Origin of the sequence: Nonomuraea sp. NBC_00507 (genome assembly GCF_036013525.1) — a bacterium.
Classification (GTDB): domain Bacteria; phylum Actinomycetota; class Actinomycetes; order Streptosporangiales; family Streptosporangiaceae; genus Nonomuraea.
Genome location: NZ_CP107853.1, coordinates 671125 through 694541, shown reverse-complemented (window position 1 = coordinate 694541; position 23417 = coordinate 671125). Strand labels below are relative to the sequence as shown.

The 23417-nt window shown below is 66.4% G+C and carries 18 protein-coding genes and 1 pseudogene; 8 read left to right on the top strand and 11 right to left on the bottom strand.

The genetic code is table 11. The features are described 5' to 3' along the window. Positions 1-23: 23 nt before the first annotated feature. Positions 24-155 carry a transposase gene (locus OHA25_RS03605; protein ID WP_327591238.1) on the top strand — a complete coding sequence of 44 codons (132 nt, stop codon included), beginning with the start codon at positions 24-26 and terminating at the stop codon, positions 153-155. Positions 156-573: 418 nt separating this feature from the next. On the opposite strand, the gene OHA25_RS03600 is transcribed toward OHA25_RS03605, so the two are convergent. After that, on the bottom strand, positions 574-1338 hold the full coding sequence (locus OHA25_RS03600) for an IclR family transcriptional regulator (protein WP_327586201.1): 765 nt from the start codon (positions 1336-1338) through the stop codon (positions 574-576). Between the two features lie 224 nt (positions 1339-1562). Here OHA25_RS03600 and OHA25_RS03595 point away from each other — a divergent pair, with 224 nt between their 5' ends. After that, positions 1563-2759, top strand: coding sequence for an FAD-dependent monooxygenase (locus tag OHA25_RS03595; protein WP_327586200.1), 1197 nt, complete (start codon positions 1563-1565; stop codon positions 2757-2759). Positions 2760-2965: 206 nt separating this feature from the next. On the opposite strand, the gene OHA25_RS03590 is transcribed toward OHA25_RS03595, so the two are convergent. Both OHA25_RS03590 and OHA25_RS03585 read right to left on the bottom strand, forming a co-directional pair. Next, a complete protein-coding gene (locus OHA25_RS03590; RefSeq protein WP_327586199.1) occupies positions 2966-4345 on the bottom strand; it encodes an amidase in 1380 nt (459 codons plus the stop codon). 47 nt (positions 4346-4392) lie between these two features. After that, positions 4393-4974, bottom strand: coding sequence for a TetR/AcrR family transcriptional regulator C-terminal domain-containing protein (locus tag OHA25_RS03585; RefSeq protein ID WP_327586198.1), 582 nt, complete (start codon positions 4972-4974; stop codon positions 4393-4395). Positions 4975-5650: 676 nt separating this feature from the next. On the opposite strand from OHA25_RS03585, the gene OHA25_RS03580 reads away from it, so the two are divergent. From OHA25_RS03580 to OHA25_RS03555, 6 genes are all read left to right on the top strand, one after another. After that, the gene (locus tag OHA25_RS03580; protein WP_327586197.1) at positions 5651-6508 is read left to right on the top strand and encodes a hypothetical protein; all 858 of its coding nucleotides are present in this window, start codon (positions 5651-5653) and stop codon (positions 6506-6508) included. Positions 6509-6624: 116 nt separating this feature from the next. Then, positions 6625-7011, top strand: a complete 387-nt coding sequence (locus OHA25_RS03575; protein ID WP_327586196.1) for a hypothetical protein — start codon at positions 6625-6627, stop codon at positions 7009-7011. A 319-nt stretch (positions 7012-7330) separates the two neighbouring features. Further along, positions 7331-8488, top strand: a complete 1158-nt coding sequence (locus OHA25_RS03570; protein WP_327586195.1) for an iron-containing alcohol dehydrogenase — start codon at positions 7331-7333, stop codon at positions 8486-8488. Positions 8489-8759: 271 nt separating this feature from the next. Then, positions 8760-10394 (top strand): amidohydrolase, encoded by a 1635-nt coding sequence (locus OHA25_RS03565; RefSeq protein WP_327586194.1) that lies wholly within the window; start codon positions 8760-8762, stop codon positions 10392-10394. A gap of 312 nt (positions 10395-10706) precedes the next feature. Beyond that, a complete protein-coding gene (locus OHA25_RS03560; protein WP_327586193.1) occupies positions 10707-10871 on the top strand; it encodes an alpha/beta fold hydrolase in 165 nt (54 codons plus the stop codon). A 708-nt stretch (positions 10872-11579) separates the two neighbouring features. Beyond that, positions 11580-12839, top strand: coding sequence for an MFS transporter (locus OHA25_RS03555; RefSeq protein WP_327586192.1), 1260 nt, complete (start codon positions 11580-11582; stop codon positions 12837-12839). Between the two features lie 824 nt (positions 12840-13663). Here OHA25_RS03555 and OHA25_RS03550 read toward each other — a convergent pair. The 8 genes and pseudogenes from OHA25_RS03550 to OHA25_RS03515 form a co-directional block, all read right to left on the bottom strand. After that, complete coding sequence (locus tag OHA25_RS03550; RefSeq protein ID WP_327586191.1) at positions 13664-14194, bottom strand: HIT family protein; 531 nt, start codon at positions 14192-14194, stop codon at positions 13664-13666. A 170-nt stretch (positions 14195-14364) separates the two neighbouring features. Continuing rightward, positions 14365-14784 (bottom strand): hypothetical protein, encoded by a 420-nt coding sequence (locus OHA25_RS03545; RefSeq protein ID WP_327586190.1) that lies wholly within the window; start codon positions 14782-14784, stop codon positions 14365-14367. A gap of 891 nt (positions 14785-15675) precedes the next feature. Continuing rightward, the gene (locus OHA25_RS03540; protein ID WP_327586189.1) at positions 15676-16047 is read right to left on the bottom strand and encodes a hypothetical protein; all 372 of its coding nucleotides are present in this window, start codon (positions 16045-16047) and stop codon (positions 15676-15678) included. Positions 16048-16101: 54 nt separating this feature from the next. Beyond that, entirely contained in the window at positions 16102-16443 is a 342-nt protein-coding gene (locus OHA25_RS03535) for a hypothetical protein (RefSeq protein WP_327586188.1), read from the bottom strand. Between the two features lie 150 nt (positions 16444-16593). After that, positions 16594-17805, bottom strand: a complete 1212-nt coding sequence (locus OHA25_RS03530) for an ISAs1 family transposase (RefSeq protein WP_327586187.1) — start codon at positions 17803-17805, stop codon at positions 16594-16596. Between the two features lie 1053 nt (positions 17806-18858). Continuing rightward, positions 18859-21792, bottom strand: a complete 2934-nt coding sequence (locus tag OHA25_RS03525) for a discoidin domain-containing protein (protein WP_327586186.1) — start codon at positions 21790-21792, stop codon at positions 18859-18861. A gap of 165 nt (positions 21793-21957) precedes the next feature. Beyond that, positions 21958-23226: a glycoside hydrolase family 32 protein gene (locus OHA25_RS03520; RefSeq protein ID WP_327590919.1), complete on the bottom strand. Its 1269-nt coding sequence runs from the start codon at positions 23224-23226 to the stop codon at positions 21958-21960. Between the two features lie 29 nt (positions 23227-23255). Beyond that, positions 23256-23414 (bottom strand): annotated as a pseudogene (locus OHA25_RS03515) (hypothetical protein); the annotation flags it as partial. Positions 23415-23417 lie beyond the last annotated feature (3 nt).

Sequence of the window (23417 nt, the reverse complement as noted above, 5' to 3'; positions counted from 1 at the left end):
CTCACCACCGAGCACTAATTGAAATGCAGCTCCCCGGCCGCATCGAGAACAGCCAGGTCGCCGTCTACCTCGCCTACTCCACCCCGCGCGGCCACGCGGCGATCGACCGGGAACTGTATGTTCCGCGCTCCTGGACCCAGGACACGGCCCCGTGAACCCGGCTTCCCTGCCCGCATCAGCGGCTTCTCGCGCGGGCCCGTTGGGCGGGAACATCCATCACCTTGCTGGCTGGACGGCACTCGACAAGGACATGTGTGTCGTGAGCGACGAGCACATGGAGCAGTTCCACGGGCGTTGGGAAACCCGCTGACACGCTGCGCGAGGCGCGCGCCCCGGACTGGGAGCGGCGGGGATCATCTCCGGACGGCAGTCTCACCGTCGCGAGGTCGGCGGGATCGGCGCCTTCGATCGCGTGAAGGCCCGACCACGCGGTAGGCCTCGGCGAGACCAGCCGACCCGGCTACCCCGGGCCCTCGGCGGGTGATGCCCCCAGCCAAAGCCGGGTGGAGCGGGAGACGACGCCCGCGTTCCGCTGCCCAGCGGCATGTCCCGCGGCATCATGTGCCGCGGGCCTCATGCATGGGCACCGTTGGTGTGCTGGATGCCGACCGCGGGGGTCCAGCCGAGTCTTCGGGACCCCGCGAGTCCGGCGGCGATGACGGCGGGCCGCACCGTGTGCAGGCCGACGGAGCCCGTGCTGACGATCACGGACAGGGCCGCGACCACGTGACCGTCGGCGTCGATGACGCGGGTGGCCACGGAGTCCGTGCCGAGCGTCATTTCCTCACGGACCATCGCCACACCGGTGCGACGGCACTCGTCGAGAGCGTGCCGCAGCCGGACCGGATCGGTGATGGTGCGTGGGGTGTGTGCCGTGAGGCCCTGTGCGATCACCTGGTCCTGGAGGCCTGGGCCGGCATGTGCGAGCAGTACCTTGCCGACACCGGAACTGTGCAGCGGCAGCCGACCACCGACGTGGGAGATCAGATCGACCGCGCCTGCGGCTGAGATGCGTTCCACGAGGACGGCCTCCGTGCCTTCGAGCACGGCGAGCTGCACGTGCTGGCGCAGGGCGGTGTGCAGATCGTCCATGAAGGGCAGGACGGCGGTGCGCAAGGGCACGCTGAGCGGGGCGAGCGTGCCCAGCTGCCACATCCGGATGCCGATGCTGAAGCTGCCGTCCGGCGCCCGGTCGAGCGCTCCGGCCTCGACGAGTTCCAGGGCCAGCCTGCGCACGGTGGCGTGTGGGAGCCCGGTTGCACGGGTGAGGCTGGCAAGAGACAGCCGGGACCGGCCGGGGCGGAAGGCGAAGAGTACTTCGAGCAGGCGTGAACTCACGCTGCGACCAGGTTGGCTCGTCCGGGCCATGCAGTCCTCCTCGGTCCCCGCGTCACCTGCGACCGGGCGGCGTCACTCTCGGATCCAGTCGATGGCGCTCCACGTCGATGTTCGTCCAATGAACATAGCCGTTTCCCTGGCTCAGGGACATGACGAGCATCGGAGCCATCACAGAACCTCACGTCGCGTCCGCGAACGCGTTGCTCAGAAGGAGGAGTCCGCAGATGCACACAGAGGCACCGCGTCCATCCCCAGGCCGGCCCCGGATCGCCGTCGTCGGTGGCGGTATCGGTGGGCTCGCCGCCGCCGCTTTCCTGCGCCGTGCCGGGGTCATGGCGACGGTCTACGAGCAGGCCCCCGCGCTCAAGGAGATCGGCGCGGGAATCCTGGTGTCACCCAATGCCGTCCGGTTGCTGCGGCAGCTGGGTGTGATGGACCGGTTCCTGCGCGACGCCGTACCGGTGGAGCTGGCGTGGGAGTTCCGCCGCTGGGAGAACGGGAGGGTGCTCTCGGTGGAGCGCCTCGACGGAGTCTGCGAGCGGCTCTACGGTGAGCGCACCTACACCGTCCATCGCGCGGACCTCCTTGACACGGTGAAGGCCGCGGTGCCCGAGGAATGGGTACGTCTCGGCACGCGCTGTACGGCGGTGGAGGAACAGCCGGATGGTGTGCTGCTGCACTTCGCCGACGGCAGCAAGGCCGAGGCCGATGTCGTGATCGGTGCCGACGGGGTGCATTCGGTGGTGCGCGCGACGGTCGCCGAGCCGTCCACGCCGGAGTACTCCGGCCTCTGCGCCTTCCGCACCCTCGTGCCCGCCGAGCGGGCGCCTGCCTTCGCCCTCCGCCGGGCGCACACGCTGTGGCTCGGCCCCGGCCGGCACCTGGTGCACTACCCCGTCAACGGGGGGAGGGCCGTCAACGTCGTGGCCTTCGCCCCGGCAGGGGACTTTACCGAGGAGTCCTGGAGCACGACCGCCTCGATGGAGGAGTTCCTGGCCGAGTTCACGGGCTGGGACCCGCGTGTGACCGACCTGATCAGGTCAGGGGGAACCCCCGGCAAGTGGGCGCTGCTGGACCGGGCGCCACTGCGGCGGTGGAGTACGCCGAGGACCACTCTCCTCGGTGATGCGGCCCACCCGATGTTCCCCTTCTTCGGCCAGGGAGCCGCTCAGGCCATGGAGGACGGCGCCGTCCTCGCCGCGGCCCTCGCCGACGGTGCGGACGACATCGCAGGCGCCCTCCAACGCTACGAGGGGGCGCGGATCGAACGCGCCACCCGGCTGCAGACGGTGAGTCATGGTCGCGCTCATGTCAACCACCTGCCGGACGGCCCCGAACAGCAGGCCCGCGACATCGCGCTGGCCGACTCCGACCCCCTGACTGCCAACGGCTGGATCTACGCCTACGAGGCCGCACTCTGAGCAGAGGACCCAACCATGCGTCCGCGGTGCGCTGGGCGGTGGCCTGGCCTGCGGGTATGTGCGTCCCAGGCGGCCATCACGACTACGAGCTGCGGAAGCAGCCGATGAGCATGCGACGAGCCGGGGGTGCGCCGAGGGCGGCCCCCGGCGAGGGTCGGTGGGCATGGGCCGGAAACGGAGAACGGGCGACGAGGCGGGAGCGGACGTCAGGCAGTGGGCCAGGAATGCTGCAGCTCGGAAGTCGTCTCGACCAGGCGTTGAGCGGTCGCGAGCAGGGTGTGTTCCCGGCCCCATGACGCGGTGAGTTGCACTCCCACGGGAAGACCCTCGGAGTCGAATCCGGCGCGTACCACGCAGGTCGGCACCCCTGTCAGACTCTGCAGCGCGGTGAAGGCCATCACCCGTTCCCGGAAGCTCAGTGCCTGTGGCGCGCCGGGGACCTCGTCATGGCCGATGCGCGCGGGTGAGACCCCGGACACAGGGGAGAGCACGATGTCCACATCGTGCAGTACCCGAGCGGTCATCGCCGTGATCAGCGCTCGGTCCCGCTGCGTCCGGGCGTATTGCTCCACGGTGACCCGGGATGCCTTCTCCAGCCTGGCGCGGACCTGGCCGCCGTACTCGGACCGCCGTGCGGGCCACAGTCCCGCACCGCGGTGCCCGGCGGCCCCCTCGACAGCGACCGTCGTGCCCAGAGCCGGGTACAGAGGAGGCAGTCCGGGTGCTGACAGGCGTACGACCCGCACTCCGGCATTCTCCAGCGCACGGACCGTCTCGTGGAACACATGGGCGATGTCGGGGGCCGACTCGGCTTGTTCGAGCTCGGACCAGATCCCGACGACGACCTCTGCGTCGGCTGCCGGGTCCGGAGCCTGCGCGCCGTCCGGTGCGAGGACCGAGAGCAACAGCCGCAGGTCCTCGACAGTTCGTGCCATCGGCCCGACTTGGTCCAGCGAGGGAGCCAAGGGGAAGACGCCCGTTGTGTCGATGAGACCGAATGTGGGCTTGAGGCCCATGACGCCGCAGAAGGCGGCCGGAATCCGTATGGACCCCGCGGTGTCCGTGCCGATGGCCAAAGGTGCCAGGCCGGCGGCGAGTGCCGCGGCGGAACCCCCGCTCGAGCCTCCTGGTACCACCGTCGGATCCCACGGATTGCGGGTGGGCCCCACCGCGCTGCCGTCGGTGGTGATACCCCATGCGAACTCGTGCGTCGCGCTCTTGGCCACAACGATGCCGCCGGCCGCACGGACACGCTCCACCACAGCCGCGTCGCGCGGCGGAACGTGCCCGGAGAACATCCTTGAGCCGTAGGAGGTGCGCAGTCCTTCGGTGTCGATGAGGTCCTTGACGATCACGGGGATGCCTTCGAGCGGCCTCGCCCGGCCCTCGCGGTAGCGTCGCACCGCCTCCTGCGCCTCAAGGTGGTTCCGCCTGGCGTCGGCAGCCACAAGGGCGTTGAGACCCTGATGTTCGTCGGCTCGTTCGGACAGGGCGCGCAGGACCTCGACGGGCGAAAGCTCGCCCCGGCCGAAACGCGCGGCCAGGCCGACGGCTGACATGTAGGCAAGTTCGCTGTCCGTAGCCACGCTGCTCAGTTTTTCGCTTCCAATGGACAAAACGCCTGGCCATACGCCTAGGCGTTGATCCGATACTGGTACTGGTTGAGGAACATGTCCACACCCGATTCGATCAGCCGTTCCCTCAGTTCGCTGTCGAGGGGACTTCCGAAGGCGCTGTACACCACAGCTGGAGACACCGCCAATCCGGCGAGTTGGAGCACGGCCAGGTCGATGTCCTTGATGCTGAGCCGACCCAGCTCCACCAGCTGCCGCAGCGTCTTGGCGATCACCGGATGGATCCGCTCGGGACCGTGTTGCTTCCATGCCTCGCCGAGTTCGGGGAACCTCCTGAGTTCACCGGCGACCAGGTTCCTCAAGGCGATCGTCTCCGGTGCGGCAAGTCCCGTCGCCCACGCCTTGCATGCGTCGACGAGGTCCTCCCGGACATGAGTGGAATGGGCAAGCCGGGAGGCGACCAGGCGGAGCGGTTCCTCGTGAACACGGTCGAGTTCTTCAGTGATCACGGCAATGAACAGCGTTTGCTTGTTCCCGAAGTACTTGTAAACGGTGGCCTTGGTGGTGCCTGCGGCTGCTGCGACGACGTCCACGCTGACGTCGAACCCCTCGGCGAGGAACGCGGCCCGGGCCGCGTCCACGATCCGCAGCCTCAGTGCCTGTGCTTTGGGTCGAAGGGGCCTTTTCATGGCATTGTCGACTGGGCTGGACATCAGATTCCTCGCTGATAGTGGTGGGCCCGCATAGGCCGCATCGGACTACTGGCGCGCTCACTATGGCATCCGCGAGTCGGGACCGGACTGCGGAGGATCGAGGGTGATCGAACCAGTGACGGGGACAAGAAACTATACTTGCCAGTATATCAAAGCGGGTGCGGAACCGGACGTCGCTCCTGGGTGGTCCTGGCTCGGGTGGCACAACATCGGGATAAATCAGGATGAAGTAGGGGGCGGCGAAACTCTGTCGGCGGCTGCCGCGCCCGCTCCTGTAGGGCCTCCCAGCAGGTATCCAGTACCCGCAACCCGCACCGGCCCTGCGTATCGGTGCAGGCTGGGGCATCGTGAACGCTGCGCGGGGCATGCCCCTGGGGGAGGGTGCCCCCGCGAAACGGTGGAGAGCGCCAAGACCTCTTGCTATACTGGACCGTATAGTATATGAATACGGAAGTCCGGTCTGGCGGAGGCATCGGCGGGACCGTCAGGCTCTCGTTTCGGAGGGTTCACAGTGACATTCCACGGCTATCACCACATCACTTCCATCGTCACGAGTGCACGCGAGGACATGCGATTCCACGCGGGCGTGCTCGGTCTGCGGAACGTGAAGCGCACCGTGCTGCTGGACGGTGACCGCCCCTTCTACCACCTGTACTACGGCAACGAGTACGGCGAACCCGGCACGCTGCTGACCTCGTTCGCCTTCGGCCCGGACCGGCCCGAAGGTCGGCGGGGGTCGGGCCAGGTGAGTTCCATCTCCCTCTCGGTTCCCCGCGGGAGCCTGAACTTCTGGTTGGACCGTCTCAACTCGCACGGTCTGCCGGCAACCAGGTTCGAGCTGTTGGGAGACCAGCGGATCCGGTTCGCCCACCCGGACGGGATCGAGCACCAACTGGTGGAGGTGGACGTCGACGAACGGCTGCCTTGGACCGGCGCGGATGTACCGGCCGCAGCCGCGATCCGCGGAGTGCACAGTGTGACTGTCTGCACCCGCGAGGTGGATGAGCTCGACATGTTCCTGCACGAGGGCATGGGGCTGCGCTCACGTGACGCGGATGGTGCCGTCAAGGCTTACACGATGGCTCGCGGGAGCGCCGGGCAGGTGGTGGAAGTCGATCACCAGCCGGACATTCCTCAGGGCACATGGGGCTACATGCGGAACACCATCGATCACGTCGCCTTCGATGTGCGTGAGGCCGACGCCCAGCTCCAGTTCAAGGATCGTCTTGAGACCATGGGCTTCATCGACGTGACTGAGCCGCGGGATCGCAACTACTTCTACTCGGTGTACTTCCGCACCCCCGCAGGAGCCATGTTCGAGGCCACCCGCAGCCACCCGCAGGGTTTCCTCAAGGACGAGACCCTGGACAGTCTGGGCAGCTGCCTGCAGCTGCCGAGCTGGCTCGAGGAGAAGCAGGACGAGATGCTTGCCGAACTCGCGCGTACCCAGCCGCTCGACTGACCCCCGCAGCGATCCGCCCGCCGGGGGCTGATCGAATCCCTGACAGGGAGCCATGGCATGACGCCCCACCGCATCGACATCCACCACCATGTCATCCCGACGCCTACCTCAGCGCCATGGCCCGGGCCGGCGTAGGTGATCCCATTCCCGGCGTGGCATACCCGCGCTGGGACGTGGAGGCCGATCTCGACCTGATGGATCGCCACGGCATTCGGACCACGGTGGTGTCCATCACCGCCCCGGCGTGGGATAGCACGACGCGCTCATCGACGTTACCCGGCGGCGCCCGTCCCCACCGGCCAGCCGGTCTTCGGGCTGCCGCCCTCCCTGTACGAGGCACGGACCGCATCCTGTTCGGCACCGACCACCCGTTCATGCCGGAGTCGACGACTGCTGAGACGATCGCGGGGATCGGCGACTTCTTCGACGGCTCCGATCTCGTCGACGTGGAGCAGAACAACGCGGTGGCGCTTCTGCCGAGACTGGCCGAGATCCATACCTGACCCAGGCGCGGGGAACGCTCCAGGCCGGACCGGCGAACAGTCCCAGATCGGGGTCGGCCTATTACTCGCGGTCACGAGATCGTCCGGCGGTGGCAACCGCCCAGCGGTGGCAGCCGAAGCACTTCCCGCCGGAAGCCGTTGGAGAGTGCCTCAGCGTGCCGGGGTGCCTGCGCAGTAGTTCACCTCGGTCTCGCCATGCGGGGCCACCGCCCGACGACCGGGCGGACCGGCTCAGCCAGTCGCCCTACCCTCATACGTTCCAGGCCCGCGTCTGCGCCACCGTGCCAGGTGTGGCCCTGCTTCTCGACCGGAGCATCCTGTGGACAGCGCCTCATCTCTCCGCACACCGACGGCGGGCGCCCTGGACTTCCTGCCGACCCGCCGCGTTGAATGGGGTCTCGGTTCGATCGGCCGTCTGGGCGATCTACTGGACTCGTACTCCGTCTCCCGGGTCCTTCTCATGACCACGAGATCGCTGTCGGAGCAAGGCTCCCTGCTCCGAACAGTAGAGGGCAACTGCGGCGGCCGCTGTGCAGGCCGGGTGGAACACCTGCCGGCACACGTTCCCAGCGACGCGGTCGAACGCGCTGCGGCCACCGCGCGTGAGCTGGGCGCCGACGCGCTCGTCAGCTTCGGCGGCGGCTCGGTCATCGACGCCACCAAGGCCGTCGCCGCCCGCCTGGCGGACGACGACGGTCGGCAACTGCCGCACTTCGCGGTGCCGACCACGCTGTCCGGTGCGGAATTCGCCGATCACTATGGCGTGACCGAATTCCACGACGGGGCGGCGACGAAGCGTACGCATACCCGTGAGGACGTCACGCCCGTGGCGGTCGTCCTCGACGGCGCGCTCACCGCGGCCACGCCCGGCCCCCTGTGGGCAGGATCGGGCGCCAAGGCACTGGACCACGCGGTCGAAGGACTGATCTGCAACCCTCCCCGGCCGGTGCTGGACGACCTGGCCCAGTTGGGAATCCGAGAGCTCGCCGGAGTCCTGCGACAGTCCATGGATCCGGGCGAGCCGACAATACGACAGGCGTGCCAGCTCGCGGCCTGGTACTGCTACTTCGCCCCGGCCAGCCTCACGTTGGGGCTGAGCCACCGCATCGGCCACGTGCTGGGCGGCACCTACGGGGTCCCGCACTCACTGACGTCGGGGATCACGCTGCCGGCAGTCGTCCGGGCCATGACTCAAACGTCCCCCCTGCGTCTGAAGCTGGTGGCACGCGCACTCGACACCGGCGGTCCACTCGATCTGCCGGCGATGGCAACCGACGAACCCGCCGAGGCCGCGGTCCGGCTGTCCTCCCTCGTCACGAGCGTCGGCCTGCCGACCAGGATGCGGGAGATCGGCATCGACCGAAACGAGCTTCCCGCGATCGCTCTCCGTGTCCAGCAGCTCTACCCTGAAGCAACCGCCCGACTTGGTACCGACAGCACCGCAAGCCTGCGTCGCCTCCTGGAAGAGGCTTGGTGATGAAGGGCCTCGAAGATCCGGGACCAGGCCCCACGGCCCGGTGGAGGACCCGTCACATGACCCCTCGGACGGGCCCTGGAGCGAGGGCGGTCTGTCCATCGGTGTCATCGAGACCGTGGCGCCTGATCGCCATTATCGGTGGTTCCGCTGTCGCATTCCCTGCGAGTGGCCGCATCCTGCAGGCGCCCGCAGTCTGCTCTTCGCAAGATTACCAACGCTGTGCACGGCCGGGATGTCGGCCCGTGATGCCTGGATGGACGGGAGTGATCTGATGAACGGTGGGACAGCGGATCTGGTGGTGCGCGCGGGCACCGTGCACACCCTCGACGCGGCGGCAGCCCCCACGACGGCACTGGCAGCGCGCGACGGACAGATCGTGGCCGTGGCCGGTCCCGGGCAGGAGAAGGGACTGCTGCGGGAGTGGACGGGGCGTGACACCGTGGTGGTCGATGACCCCGGGCTCGTGGTGTTGCCGGCATTCGTCGACACCCACAATCATCTGATGCTGGCAGGGCGTAACGTGCTGGGTGCGCCCGTGTCCCGGGCGAGGGACATTCACGGCTTCGTGGACCTGGTCCGTGAGCGAGCCGCGCACACTCCCGCCGGGCAGTGGATCGTCACCGGCGCCGACTGGCACGAACTGCAGCTGGCCGAGCGCCGGATGCCGACCGCCCGGGAACTGGACCGGGCCACCACCGATCACCCGGTCCTGGCCCCGCGAGGCGGGCACAACGGGGTACTCAACTCCGCCGGGCTGCGCCTGGCCGGCATCAGTCCCGACACGCCGCATATTCCGGGCGGCTTCATCTCCCGCGACGCGACAGGCCACCCGACCGGCTGGCTGCAGGACGCCGCCCTGGACATGGCCCTGAAGGTCCTGCCGCCGATGCCTGCCGAGATCCTCGCCCATGGCCTGGCCCAGGCGTCCTCCGCCTTCGCGGCCTGCGGGGCCGGAACCGTGCGCGACCCCGCCGTCACACCGCAGGAGTGGCACACCTACCTCCAGGCCGAGGCGGCCGGGCAGCTGTCCGTGCGTAGCCACGCCATGATCCTCTCGACCCGGTCCGTCATCGCCGCCGCCGGATCGATCACCGCCCACCTCGACGCCCTCGAGGCCCAGGGCATCAAGCCAGGGGCCGGACAGGGACGGCTGCGGCTGTGGGGGCTGAAGTTCATCCTCGACGGTGGTGTCGAAGCCGCCGCGCTGTCCGAGCCGTACGCCGACCGGCCCGGCTTCGACGGCGAACTGCTCTGGGAACGAGCCGAGCTGGCCGAGGCCCTGACCGTCTGCGTGCAACGCGGCTGGCCCGTGGGCACCCACGCCTTCGGCGACCGCGCCGTCGGCGTGCTCCTGGACGCAGTCCGCGAGGTGATGGACCGGGTAGGGCCCGTACCACCGGGCATGCTGGTCGTGGAACACGGCGGCCTGATCACCCCAGACCGGATCGCCGATGCCACCGCGCTGGGCGTCCACATCACCGTCCAGCAGGCCCTGCTCAGCTCACTCGCCCACCCCCTGATCGCCGCCTGGGGCACACAGCGGACCGCCGAGCTGTTCCCCCTGCGAGAACTGGTCAACGCCGGGGCCTGGATCAGCGCGGGCACCGACCACCCCATCGGACCGCTCAACCCCCTCCGGAGCCTGCACGACATGACCACCCGCTCTACCCCCGCGGGAGTACTCGGCCCCGAGCACGCCGTCACCCGCGCCGAAGCGCTCCGCCTGTACACCACCGCCGGCGCCCGGCTGCTGGGTAGTCCGCTCAACGGCGCCCTTGTGCCCGGGGCACCGGCCGACCTCGTGGCCTACCCGGCAGACCCCCTCACCTGCCCCGCGGACCAGCTGCTCACCCTCGTCCCCACCCTGACCGCGGTCGGCGGCCGGATCGTCCACCGCACCGCCTGACCGACCGCGAACGGCGAACGGCGAACGGCGAGAATGTACGTCGCCCTTGCTGCCGTGCTGGTCGAACGCCTCGGGAGCGATCCCGGACCCGCTGGCCCCGGCCGCGGCACCTGTCCTGGTTCTCTTCACTCTTCAGCTCCGCGCCAAGAGCCTCACGACGACTTGCCCACCGCAGGGACCTACGACACCACGACACGAGGAGTGCACCCATGCCATACCTGGAGCGCCCCGATGCTCGCATCTTCTTCACCGACGAGGGATCCGGGCCTGTCACCCTCCTGCAGCTGCCGGGCTGTCGGTGCGGGAGACAGGGTGACGATGCTCGGGTGGGACACGGTGATACACGGCCTGGTCTCCGACTCGAACGACTGGAACTGGCTGACGCCGCTGCTCCGCGACAGATACCGCATCGTGAGCATGGACATGCGTGGCCACGGTCGGTCCAGCTTGGCAGGGCCACAGGCGAACGCCGCCTGAAGGCTCCTCCAGCAGACCTGCACCTGCGGCGAGAGCGTAGCCGTCCATCGCAGCCTTCCCACCTCAGCAGGCGGCACCAAAGGCTGGGTCCTCCGAGACGAACGCCTTCATTCCCTGATCCGCACCCCGAGCCGGGTTTGCCGACCCCGGACGACACAGATCCTCCGGAGTGACGATGAGCCCTTCATCTTCGGCGCACCTTGACACGTTGAGCCGTGAGTGGCTACTTTCCGTGCCACTCCCGCCCGGCCTTGACCGGCGTCCCCTCACCCACCGCTCGCCGCCCGCGCCCGGCGCGACGTTCTCGCCGGGAGCGGTCGCACGGTCGGGTCCACTCTCCGACAGGGTCCTCGGACCTCGGTTTCGTGGCCCGCGGGCACCCGGGCCATTCCTCCCTGTCGGGTTCACACGCTCCCCAATCGCTTTAACGGGATCCGCGCCATCGACGGCGGATCTTCGAACCGGAAACGTGGAGAACCTGACTGCAGTCGGCGCGCCGCATGTTCTGCGCAACCAGGTGGTCAGCCGCCCTTGGGCCAAGAAGGCCCGTCCCAGAGGACGTATCGCAGCCAGGCCCACTCGGCGTGCTGTCCCAGAGCCAACATCTGCACGACGACTCCCCTTCCCCGCACACCGCTCGCTTCCCCGAAAGGCAGGGCAACTGTGTCCGCTAGCGTGTTCCCCGCTCCCCCTCGACGCCGAGCCCTGGTGCTCCTAATTCTGTTCCTCGCGCTGGTCGCCGACGGCTATGACTCCATCGCACTGAGCCTGGTCGTACCGACCATCGCCAAGGAATGGTCCGTCGCCCCGACCGATCTCGCCCTGGCCCTGACCGCGGCCAACGCCGGAGCGGTCATCGGCTACGTCGCCGCCGGACGCCTGGTGCGCCGGTGGGGCTCGCGCCTGGTGGTGGCCGGGTCCGTGGCTCTGTTCTCCGTCGGCTCCATCGCGACCGTGGCCGTCGATTCCACCCCCGGTCTCACCGCGCTGCGCTTCGTCACCGGGCTGGGATTCGGAATGGTCCTGCCTGCGGCCGTCTCGATTGCCGCTGGATGTGTCTCCGAGCGGCGACGCAGCTCCGCCGGTGTCGCACTGGCCCTCGGTGTGGGTCTGGGTGCAGCTCTCGCCGGCGCCACAGGCGGAGGTCTGTTGAAGAACCTCGGATGGCACGGTCTGTTCTGGATTCCCGGTCTCGTCGCCCTGGCGCTGGTCCCCGTCCTGCTCGCGGTTCTTCCAGCGGACCATCGCGCGAAGAACACGCCGGCCGCGAGCACTGACCCGGCCGGCGAGCGTGAAGAGCCGTCCGTACGAGCCCTGTTCGCTGCACCGTTGCGCGCCGGCACGATCTTGGTGTGGGGATTCGCGTTCCTCATCTTCCTGTCCACCTACGCTCTGACGGCCTGGTTCCCCACCGTGCTGGTCGAGCTGGGCTTCGCGCCGACCGAGGCGCCCGCGGGCAGCGCACTCATCGGGCTGGGCGGGATCGTCGGCAGCCTGGTCGTCGTGCTGCTGGCGCCTCGCTTCGGTACCCCACCCGTGCTGTTCCTAACCTCGGTGGTGGCAGTGATCGCCCTCGCCATCGCCGGACTCCTTCCCCTCGCCGGCGGACTTCTGCTGGGGCTGGCCAGCCTGGCCGGAGTCGGCCTCATCGCCGGGGCGACGGGTCAGACCGGGCTCGCACTCAGCAGATATCCCATGAAGCTGCGCACCACCGGCGTCGGCTGGGCGGCCGCCGTCGGGCGCATCGGTTCCGTCCTGGGCCCGCTGCTCGGCGGTGCCGTGCTCGCCGGCGGAATTTCGCCCCGCGGTTTCATCGCCGCGGTCGCATTGCCCGCAATCATCGCAGCCATCCTGGCGCTCATCCTCTCCGGTCGTCGGAAGAACGGGGCGCCGGCCACACCGTCGGAGGGCGACTCCGGGAGCAGCCGGCATGCCGATGAGACCTCTGCGGCCTCCGAGACGTCTTGAGACGTGGTGTCTGACGGCAGGTCACGCTCGTCGGTGAGTGCGTGGCTGTCCTGCCGCCGTCCGCGAAGGGCGCTCCCTTCGCAGGTGCTGCTTGATCAGGCTGTGGCGGTGCGGCTCGTCCTGGTAGGGGTGCGATGCTCGTGTGCGTACTCCTGCTTCTGGTGCCCTGCCCAGCAGGCGACTTCGACGCCTGCTGGGCAGGGCATGGAGCTTCGGTATCGCTTCGGCGCCGGCCAGCCCCCAGCGTGCGCCGGTGCTGTCGACCGCTCGCTGACGAGGTGTCGGCATGCTCTTGGCAGATCCCCGTGGCGATCGGGAAGCCTTCGGCTGTAAGATCCGGCGATAAATGGCCGAGAAACCACGGAGCTATCTGGCCGGGATGGTGGTCGTCTTGATCAGCCAGGAACGTCAGACTGAACTCTGAGAGTCCAGCCGACAGGCGTCAAGAAACTCGAGTGCGGACTCCATCTTGGCGCCGTTCGAGGAGGCCGGGGGTGTGGTGTTGGGGTTTTTACCTTTCCGGACAGTCGAACACCGGATCATGTAAGCAACCGACGCCGTTCTCGTCAGCCCTCGGTGGCAGAAGATGATTCCTTCATCCAGGCGGGGACGTTCTGGCCGGTGACAGTGCGGAACTCGTTGGCCACAGCCAGGCCGCTGGCACGCGTGCCCGGCCAAGCTCACGGGACACCGTAGGCCCGGCGGCCAGATAACGCCGGAACTTCCCGGCCATTGACCACCGGAACTTACACGCTACTACCGGGGAGAATGCGTGAGCCCGCTACCGACGCGCATGGCCAACCGCTGGGAGAGACGGCGAGCGCTCATGCTGCGGCCGGGCCAAGGCCAGCTCTATTGGCATGTCCTGTTAGGGGATGATCCGGACGCGCGAGCCATCGTCCAGGAAGCTCACGACCGCCTGGCGCGGCGCGCAGCCGCTCCGCGTAGGCGCGGCGGCGGTCGGCGGGGAGCCAGTCGGGCTGCGGGGGCGTGCCGTAGAGGTCGTCGCCGGGGTAGCGGGGGAAGAGGTGCTGGTGGAAGTGCCAGACATCTTGGTTGCCGGCGGGCTCGTTGTGCTGGCGGGTGGAGACGCCCGCGCAGTCGTAGGCGGTGCGCATGGCGCGGGCGAGCATTCGGGTGGCGTCGAAGATCGCGTGGCCGTCGGCGGCGGGGAGGTCGTAGAGGTTCTCGTGATGGGCGACGGGGATGATCAGCAGATGTCCCGCGTTCCGCGGCCACCAGCGGGGGCAGATCATCGCGAAGACGCGCTCGTCGCGGTAGACCACGTCGGCTTCCCGGTCCGGGGTCAGGTGGCAGAACGGGCAGTGGTAGTCGGCGGGTTCATGGTTGTGCACGGGGCGCCTCCCTGGCTGGTTGTCGGCGTCCGTGGAGTCTAGTTTCGGCGAGGCTCGCTACGGTTTGCGCCCTGAAGGGATGTGGGGAACTTCGCGGGTGACCGGCCACGACCCGCAGCCGACGACCCGCGGCACCTCCGCGAACCTTGGTCGGACGTCGCGCGAAGCGCTTAGGAACCGGTCGACGGCCACTCGACGAGGTCATCGAGGATCGGTGGTTGGTAGCTGGGGCCTTTGAGTACCTTGCCGTCGGCTCGGCGGAGGACTCGGCCGTCCGCGTCAAGCTTGCTCATGTTGGACCGATGGACCTCGACGAAGACGGCCGGCAGGTCGATCCCCAGCGCATCTGCGGCGCCGTATGTGACGTAGAGGACGTCGGCCAGCTCCTTGGCTACCGCCTTGTATGCGGTGAGCGGGTCGTCGCCGGTTTGCAGCGCCTTCGCGAGGTTGGTGAGGGCCTCGGCGGCTTCGCGCGCTTCTTCGACCAGCAACGTCCGGCGGTGTTCCGCCAGTTCGGGGCGTTCGGCCTTGGCCTCACCGTCGAACAGCTCGCGGAACTCAGCAACTCGTCGCATCGGCTCATGATCCATGCCCTGACCCTAAGCACTTCGCGCGACGTCCGACCAAGGTTCGCGGAGGTATCGCGGGCCGTCGGCTGCGGATCGTGGCCGGTCACCCGCGAAGTTCCCCACACCCCTTCAGGGGGCCAACCGCAGCGAACTTCGCCGAAACTGCTTGGCTGGTTGATGTCGCCGCCGCTCGCCCCCCGTCCGGGCATACGGCCTGGGGGCCGGTCCCGGACGGGGGCAACGCGGGCCGCACCGCCGACCAACGCGCCCGCCGTACCCAACGAACCCGCCGACTTAGCACCACGCCGTCGCAGCGCGTGCCTTCAGTTTCTGGCCAACCAGCGGCCCATCGCGACCCACGCACTTCGCGCCGGAGGAGAAACCGTGCCCTCTGTACGTTCCCGAATGTCCCGAGCCACGTTCGCATTATGGAATCCCCGGAATGCGACACCGAGCCCAGCGATAACTGCGAGCAGGACGAAGCTTCCGCCTACCCACGGCATCCTGATCCCGAAGAAGGGAGCAGCCGCTCCGAGAAGAGTGACAGGGAGGTAGGCGACGAACTTCCACATACGCATGCTGCATAGTCTCGCGACGGACACCCATCCACCAACAGCAGGCTCTGTTTCAAGCATACCTAATGGGGCCGTAGCCAGCGAGACGGGTGAAACCCCAGGGCTGAAGGAGTTCTCACATCGTGAGACCGAGGGCGATCAAGGGGTTGCGGAAGTCGTCGCGAGCCCAGCGGGTGCCGTCAGCGATGTTGGTGAAGTTGGGCAAGCGCAACGCGCCGATCGCGTAGCTGCGTATGGTGGACAGGATTGACGGGAGGGGGTGCGAATCTTGCGTCGGCTTTCCCGAAGGTGACGTCTCTGACGTAATGATCTTTATTTCGATCGACCACGCGCCTGATCAACTCGGCCAGGCGACATGGCCCGACCAGCGTCGCGGGCAGGCTGGTGACGCCAGCACCGCGATGCTCGACAGCGGTTTCCAAGCCAGGTCATAGACATGACGTTCGACGAGGAAGACCTGCTTGACGTGCGGGAAGCGGGTTCCGGCCGGAGCGGGCAGCACCTGGATGGTTAGGATCTCGTTACGGCCGTGGCCGTGGCCGCGGTCGTAGGTGGTCCCCTCGATCGGGACGTCCTTCCAGGCCAGGGCGTTGAGTTGGTCGAACAGGCCGGGCTGGTTGCCGCCGACGGGGAAGACGTAGAACGCCTCGCGCTGGTGTAGATAGCGGGTGTGCTCGCGCTGGGTGTGGAGCATGTCGGCGCTGATCACGACGTTCTTCAGGCAGCCGATCTGGTCCAGCAGCGGGGCGAATCCTCGGCGCGGCTAGGGCAATTCGGCGAGGATACCGGTCGTTGTGGACCAGATGAGCCCCGCAGCGGCGAGTATCAGAAGCTGCGGGGCGAGTCGCTTACCCAGGTGCCACTTTGTGGCGGCGGCGCAGCCGATGATTGCTATGGCTGCTGAAAGGGGAACGATCGTGGCCGTGGCCCAAAGGAACATCCACAGCGTGGTGTCCTTGAGGCTGTCATCGAGTCCGACCTGCGCACCCTCAATAAAACCGAAGATTGCTGCGAGGAGCAGCGCAAGGGCGCTCACGACCGCCACGCCGACGGGGACCACGCGCCAGCGGGCGCTTATCGCTTGCGAATCGTGCGGGGAAGCCATGATCATTCAGTATGGGACCTCATGGATACCCCTTGCAACGAGCAGCAATAGGCCGGGAGCCCATCAGTCACGGCAGCTCTAGATCAAGATCTTGAAGTCGGCAAGACCTCGAACGCAACCACGCCCTGCGCTGCGCGGCGAAGACAGTTCTCACATTGTGAGACCAAGGGCGATCAGCGGGTTGCGGAAATCATCGCGGGCCCAACGGGTGCCTTCGGCGATGTTGGTGTGGTTGAGCAGGCGTAAAGCGCCGATCGCGTAGCTGCGCATGGTGGTCAAGATGGATGGTGCCGAGGCGGTGCGAACGCGGCAGCGGTCCTCGCCGAAGGTGACGTCTCTGACGTAATGATCTTTGTTCTCGATGGCCCACTCGCCGCGAACGAATTCTGCCAGGCGCCGGGGGCCGGCCAGTTTCTCGCTCAGGCTGGTGACGCCCAGCACCGCGACCGTGGACAGCGGCTTCCAGGCCAGGTCGTAGACGTGTCGTTCGATCAGGAAGACCTGCTTGACGTGGGGGAAGCGGGTACCGGCGGGGGCGGGCAGGACCTGGATGGTGCGGATCTCGTTGCGGCCGTGGCCGTTGTCGTAGGTGGTCCACTCGATCGGAGCTTGGTTCCAGGCCAGGGCGTTGAGTTGGTCGAACAGGCCCTTCTGGTTACCGCCGACGGGGAAGACGTAGAAGGCCTCGCGTTTGTGCAGGTAGCGGGCGTGACCACGTTGGGTGTGGAGCATGTCGGCGCTGATCACGACGTTCTTCAGCGAGCCGATCTGGTCCAGCAGCGGCTGGAAGGCCTTGATCTCGTTGGTCTTGGAGTCGACATCGAGCTGGGCGATCACGATGGCGTCGGCGGCGAGTTGGGCACCGAGTCGGTGCTGGGCGGTCTGGTCGGTGGTGGCGGTGCCGCGCTGGGTCTTGCCGTCGACGGTCACGGGGATCAATTCCTGCGGGTCGTCGTACAGATCGGGGATCTGGGCGGCCCGGTGGGCTGCGTAGGCGGCGTCGACGTGGGCGGCGTCGACCAGCGCGATCGTGCGGCACACCGTGTCGGGGTGCGGGGCCTGGTATCGGCCGGTCCGCCGGTCATAGCGGCCGCCGAGCTGCTCCAGGACCTCTTGCGGGGCCGCGGCGATCCAGTGCCGAATCGCCGCATAGGACACCGCTCCGGACACGAGCGCCGCCTGGACCAGCGCGAGCATCACGACTAATGGGTGCCGTCGACCGCGCCGGTCTCGGGGATCGGGGATCTGCGCCCATACCTGGCGAAGATCGGCCATGTCCACGACCTTACCGGGCAGACCGCTCTGTTCCCGCGGGCCGGCGTCACCCGCCACGGTCGTGATGGCGGACAGGACGGATGGCATGGCAGACTGCACAGACAACGAGGCCCCGGTCGATCGGTTTGGTGTAGGAACCGCCGTTCTATGGGGCCTTGTTGCATGTCACACCCATGCCACGCCGTACGCGATCAACCTGTGACCTGCAACTCCTCGCCCGACCGTCTCAGCATTCGAGAACTCCTCAAGCCCTGGGGTGAAACCCGGTGCCGGAACCATCAGGCAAAGCGTTGCGCTTGTCTCTGGTTCCCGCACTTGGTTGCCTCATGGCATGGCGATCGACGATAACCCCCACATGCTCTGGCTCGGCCGCGTGTTAGCGGGTGAGATTGTTGACGGCGAAGTGGGGATCAAGCTTCGTGGTGGTCTCTTCGATGGTCGGACTCGCATCGTGCGGCTTGATAGCGAGGGGCGCCCTCCCCTTCGTGTCCGGGGGCGACGTGGTGGAGGTTGCTGGCAGGTCTATGAGCGAGTCGTGGCCGAAGAAGTCGCCTCAGGCTGGGTTTATGAGTACGTGGGCAGTGAACCTGCTACTCAATAGCGGGAGGGGAGCGGCCGACGCCAATCTGGAGGACCCTAAGGGACCGCGTAGCAGTAGGGGCCGATGGCCGGAGCGATCTGGTGGCGGGGTGCCGGTGGTCGGTGGTGTCAAACGGTCATGAAGATCCCCAGGTAGGTGGACTTGGGTTCTCTCGGCTGGTGGCCACCAGAAATCCATGCTGATGGCCAGGGTGGTCCTGATGGGTGGTCAGGTCAACGGGGTGACGCCCTTGCCCGCCAGAGCCTCGGCGAGTATCCGGGCAGGTTGAAGACAACGCTCGCAGCGTCACGCCGCGAGCACGTAGGCTCGTCCACGGCTCGTGTCCTTTCTTGGGTTGGATGCTCGACACACCCATCCTCAGCAAGGCCACGAGCCACCTTGCGTTACGACACGACCACGCTCAACTGCAGGGAGCCTGGAAAGTGCCTCCAATCACTGCGGAAACAAGGACATCAACAATCCCCTATTCTCGCTGGTCAGGGGGCACTTTCTCTGCGTCTTGGGCAAGGTCAACGATCACCCCACATGAAAGCTCGAGGTCAGTTGTATACGTTGAATTCTGCGATTGACCACCAGTTACTCGCAACGCTGCCGGTATTGACGACCTTGATGTAGCGAGCTGTCTGCGTTGGGAACGATGCCAGTTGGACTCGTTGGCCATCTGCTACGGAAGAAACCGTGGTCCAGTTGGTTCCATCCGTAGATACGTATACGTCTGCGCTTCGCGCATAGTCGCTGATACTGCTGCCGGCATCCAGCACGATCTTGCTGAAAGTCTGCGTTTGTCCCATGTCCACTTGAATCCAAATACCATCGTACTGCCCTGTTCCGGAGCTGTACCGAGTATCGGAATTACCGTCCAGCATGTTTCCGGGCGCATCGCCAGGACTTGCATCCGAAGCCGTTGCGATCCAACCTGTCCGCGTCAGCGCAGTACCTAGATCCATGACGTCGAACGAAGATCTGCCTGCCTCTACTCCGCTGGTTCCATTCACAGAAACCGTGAACCTCCCTGCCGGGAGTCCTTCCGGGACGTAGGCGCTGATGCTCGTGTCCGACCAGCTGTCTATGCTCGCATGGATTGATCCGAAATACACCGCACCCAGCCCCTGCGCGTCACCGAAATCATTACCGCTAATCGTGAACTTGGAGCGCGGTATGCCTTGATTCGGCGTCAAACTGCCGAAGGCCGGTGCCGGGAAGCTTGACAGCTTCTTGGTTGTGAACATCGCCGAAGTCCCGCTCGGGAGCGTATAGGTATACGAGCCGTCGGCGGATATCGGGAAACTCTGACTGCTGGCGGTTCCATTGAATACTACGGTAACCTGCGACCCTTCTGAGCTGGACCAGGTCTTCAGCTGGAGCCCGTTTGATACCGCTGTCGGAACTGCGATCGAACCGGTTTCCCTCGAAGGCCCGTGCACATTGATGTCACCAATGGCCCACCAGAAACCGGATGCTGCGGTACTGACGATGCGAATGTATCGTGCCGTCTGGGTTGGCATCGTGACGGCTACCTTTCCAATGCCACCGCTGCCGCTTGCGATCGCGCTGCCCCAGTCGGCGCCATCGTTCGAAACATGGACCTGATATTTATTGATGTAGTCGAACGAACTGTTCACGCCGGTATCGAGGACGATTTGATTGAAGCTCGTAGGACTGCCCATATCGATCTGGAACCAGTCGCCGCTCCTCGTCCCGTGCCCGAGACTCCACCGTGTGTTGATATCACCGTCGATCGCGTTCGCGGCCACACCCCAATCCGGAGCCGACGAAGCCGTGACGGTCCACTGGCTGCGGCTCAGCACCGTTCCTGCCGTCTCGATAGATGATCCGATCGGCATGGAATACGTGATCAGCTTGTTTCCGGTACGGACGGCATTCTGGTAGGGCAGTAGTGCCGGATCGTATGTGACGGTAACCGGATCAGACGTCGACTTGAACGTAAAGTCATGTGTCGGGTCCGAGACATTGGTCGCTGCAGGGATCCTGCCTCTCTGCGTAGGCCCCGAATACGTGAATGTGACGGCATCGCCGGCGTTCAAGGTGTAGTCGAAAGATTGCGTTCCGTCTGCAACGCTGAAGGTTTTCGCAGCGCTCCCCGAGTTGTACGCGATCAGGACCTTCGATCCATCCGGGTTCTGGAACGCAACATTCTCTATGCTCCCTTCCCCAAAGGTATTCGAGTAGATTCGATGCGCTCCAGGCTTTACGAACCTGGTGGCGTGAGCGAGTGCGTAGTAGTCCACGTTGTAGGACACCAGTCCGGTGGCCGGATCGATCGTGACCAATCCCCGACACATGGGGATACCATTGGTGTCGCTGTTGAGCGGACCCCTATCGGGGTCGAGTGCAATGTTCCACAGCATCACTCCGTTCGCCCAGTTGCGCATGCCATTGATGATCCAAGTGCCAAGTGCGTCATTGAACGCTGTCTGGTTGCTGTCCTGCCAAACGCCTCCAGTGGCTTCCGTGATGTACGTTTCTTTGCTCGGGTAGTCGTTGTGGACCAGAGTTTGGTAATTCTGATTGCCGCTATAGATGTGCCATCCGGTTCCAGCGGCGTACTTTGAGGCGGCGGGATCGCTGAAAATCGTCTCGGGATACGAGGGCACATCCCAGTTGTGGTCCCAGACCAGAATCTTCGTGGAAATTTGGTTGGCCTCGAATGCCCGGCCGATCTCCTGAACCAGCTGGGATTCCTGGTAAGCGGACAGGAACATGCCGGGCCAGCTGGGAGTGCCCATGGGTTCATTTTGCGGCGAAATATAGGAAATCGGCACACCGGCTTCGCCGTAGGCTTGTATGAACTTCACAAAATAGTTGGCCAGCACAGAAGTGTACTCGCTCTTGAGAGTACCTCCTATCATGGAACCGGAGGTCTTCATCCAGCCTGGCGGGCTCCATGGATTAGCCATGATTTTGATGGATGGGTTGAGCGAGAGAGCCTGCCGCAATGCCGGAATGATGTACGCCACATCATGCTGGACAGAGAAGTTGGACAGCGTCGGATCCGTTTGTCCCGCTGGCATGTCGTCATAGGAGTAATTCCCGGATGCATTGAAATCCGTGGCGCCCATCGGAGAGCGGAGCAGGCTGAGACCGATGCCCTGCGAAGGGTCGAACAGCTTTTTCATCAGCTCGGTTCGATTGGCAGTGGACAGCTTATTGATGAGCCAAGCGGAAGAGTCGGTCATAGCCGCCCCAAAACCTTGGACTCTTTGATACTTGACGCTATCGTCGATCTTGATCGTAAGCGGGTTGACCGTTTGCTTCGTTCGGAACAGCACATCGCTTTGGCTGACAACCCACTTCTCGGTCGATACGTCTGTCAGCCAAACACGCACGGAATTGCCAGGTGAGACCTGCTTCGGCTGCGTGGCGGCGACGGCGTTCCCGGAAACCTGGGTCCAGGCGGCGGCGACGCCAACGGTGAATAGGAACTGGCGTCGTCCGAGACCGTACGAGCTCATCGAAGATCCTCCTTCGGACCTGCTTGTTCAGTGCTTTGAAAAGGCGGGTGGGAAACCGAGGCTCGTGCCCAAGACAGGCACTCGCCGGCCGTAGAGTGTGATCTTGAGGGCCGGACGTCACGGAGCCGTTTTTCAAGGCTGGGGTAGGGATATCGAGGGTCGGCTCTACGCGACGTCGGTGCCGGTGCTCGGCTCTTTGATCACGAGTGGGTGCAGCTCCCACGCGTCGATCGCGTAGCCAAGGCGCGTACCCGGTGCGGTGCGGGCCTGAAGTCGCCACATGCCCTGCCCTGTTGGGTAGAAGCGCAGGGTGAGGACCTGGCCCGTGGTGGTCAGGAAGATTTCGGCGATGGAGTGGTCGACGACCACGCGCAGGTCGACGGGCCGGTCCGTTGGGCAGGGCATGCGGTAGGAGCCGCCGCGGGCCCGGGTGTCGAGTGAGGCGTGGTCGCGGTCGACGACCAGCTCGCCCATGTCGGCATCGAGGCGGATGTCGAGGTACTCGGAGCCGTCCGGGGTGGTGAGCAGCCGCAGCCCGGCGTTTCCGGAGGACTCCAGGTGGGCCGTCAGGTCGAAGGCGCGGCCCACGCTGCCGAGGTCCACCAGCTGCGGGCCGTGCGTCTCGCCTGCGGAGTGGATGGTGTGCTCGCCACGCAGAGCGAGCAGTTCGGCGGCGGGGTGCTGGCGCAGCGTGCCGTCGCCGGCGACATGGATCTCGCGGGGCAGGGTGAGTACGCCGGCCCATGCGCCTGCGACGGCCCAGGCTTCATCGCGGGCTTCTGCGGACCAGCCCCACAGCAGCCACCTCTCGCCCGGTGCGCGCAGCAGTGCGGGTGCGTAGCAGTCGGGGCCGTGGTCGGCGAGGATAGGCGGGCCGGCCTCGAAGACGTCGCCGTGGTCTTTACCGATCAGGGCCGCGACGCACCTGGCGCTGTCGGCTAGGTTCCACCCGCTGAAGATGAGAGCACCACGCCGGTCGACCCCCGGGAGGTACTGGGGGCATTCCCAGCCCTCGCCGGTGTGCAGGCCGGTTCCGCCGACGGGCTCCTTGGTGCGGGCGTCGAAGGGCCCCCGGTAGGTCCAGGTCTCCAAGTCGGGCGAGTCGTAGAGAAGGGCGGCGCCGCGGCCGTCCGCGAGGGCGGCGCCGACCAGCATCCGCCAGCCGTCGCCGTCCCGCCAGACGTACGGGTCGCGGTACATGGTGCAGCCTTCGGGCAGCTCGGGGATGAGCAGTTCCCCGCGCGGGCGGAAGGTTTGGCCGCCGTCGTCGGAGGTGGCACAGGTGACCGGCTGATGCTGGGACGAGCGGTCCTCGCGGTGCGCGGAGTAGAAGGCGACGAGCCGATCGTCGTCGGAGACGGCGTTGCCGGAGAAGCAACCGTCGCGTCCACGCCACTGGGGGTCGGGGACAGGGCGATCGGCAGCGGCTCCCAGGTCAGCAGGTCGGTGCTGCGGAAGTGGCCCCAGTGCAGGTTCGCATGGGTCGCGCCGTAGGGGTTGTACTGGTAGCAGACGTGGTAGTGGCCGTCATGGAAGACCAGCCCGTTGGGGTCGTTGATCCAGTTGGCAGGCGGGCGCAGGTGCGCGACGGGATAGTGCGGATCGAGGGGTGGGGTGGACACACG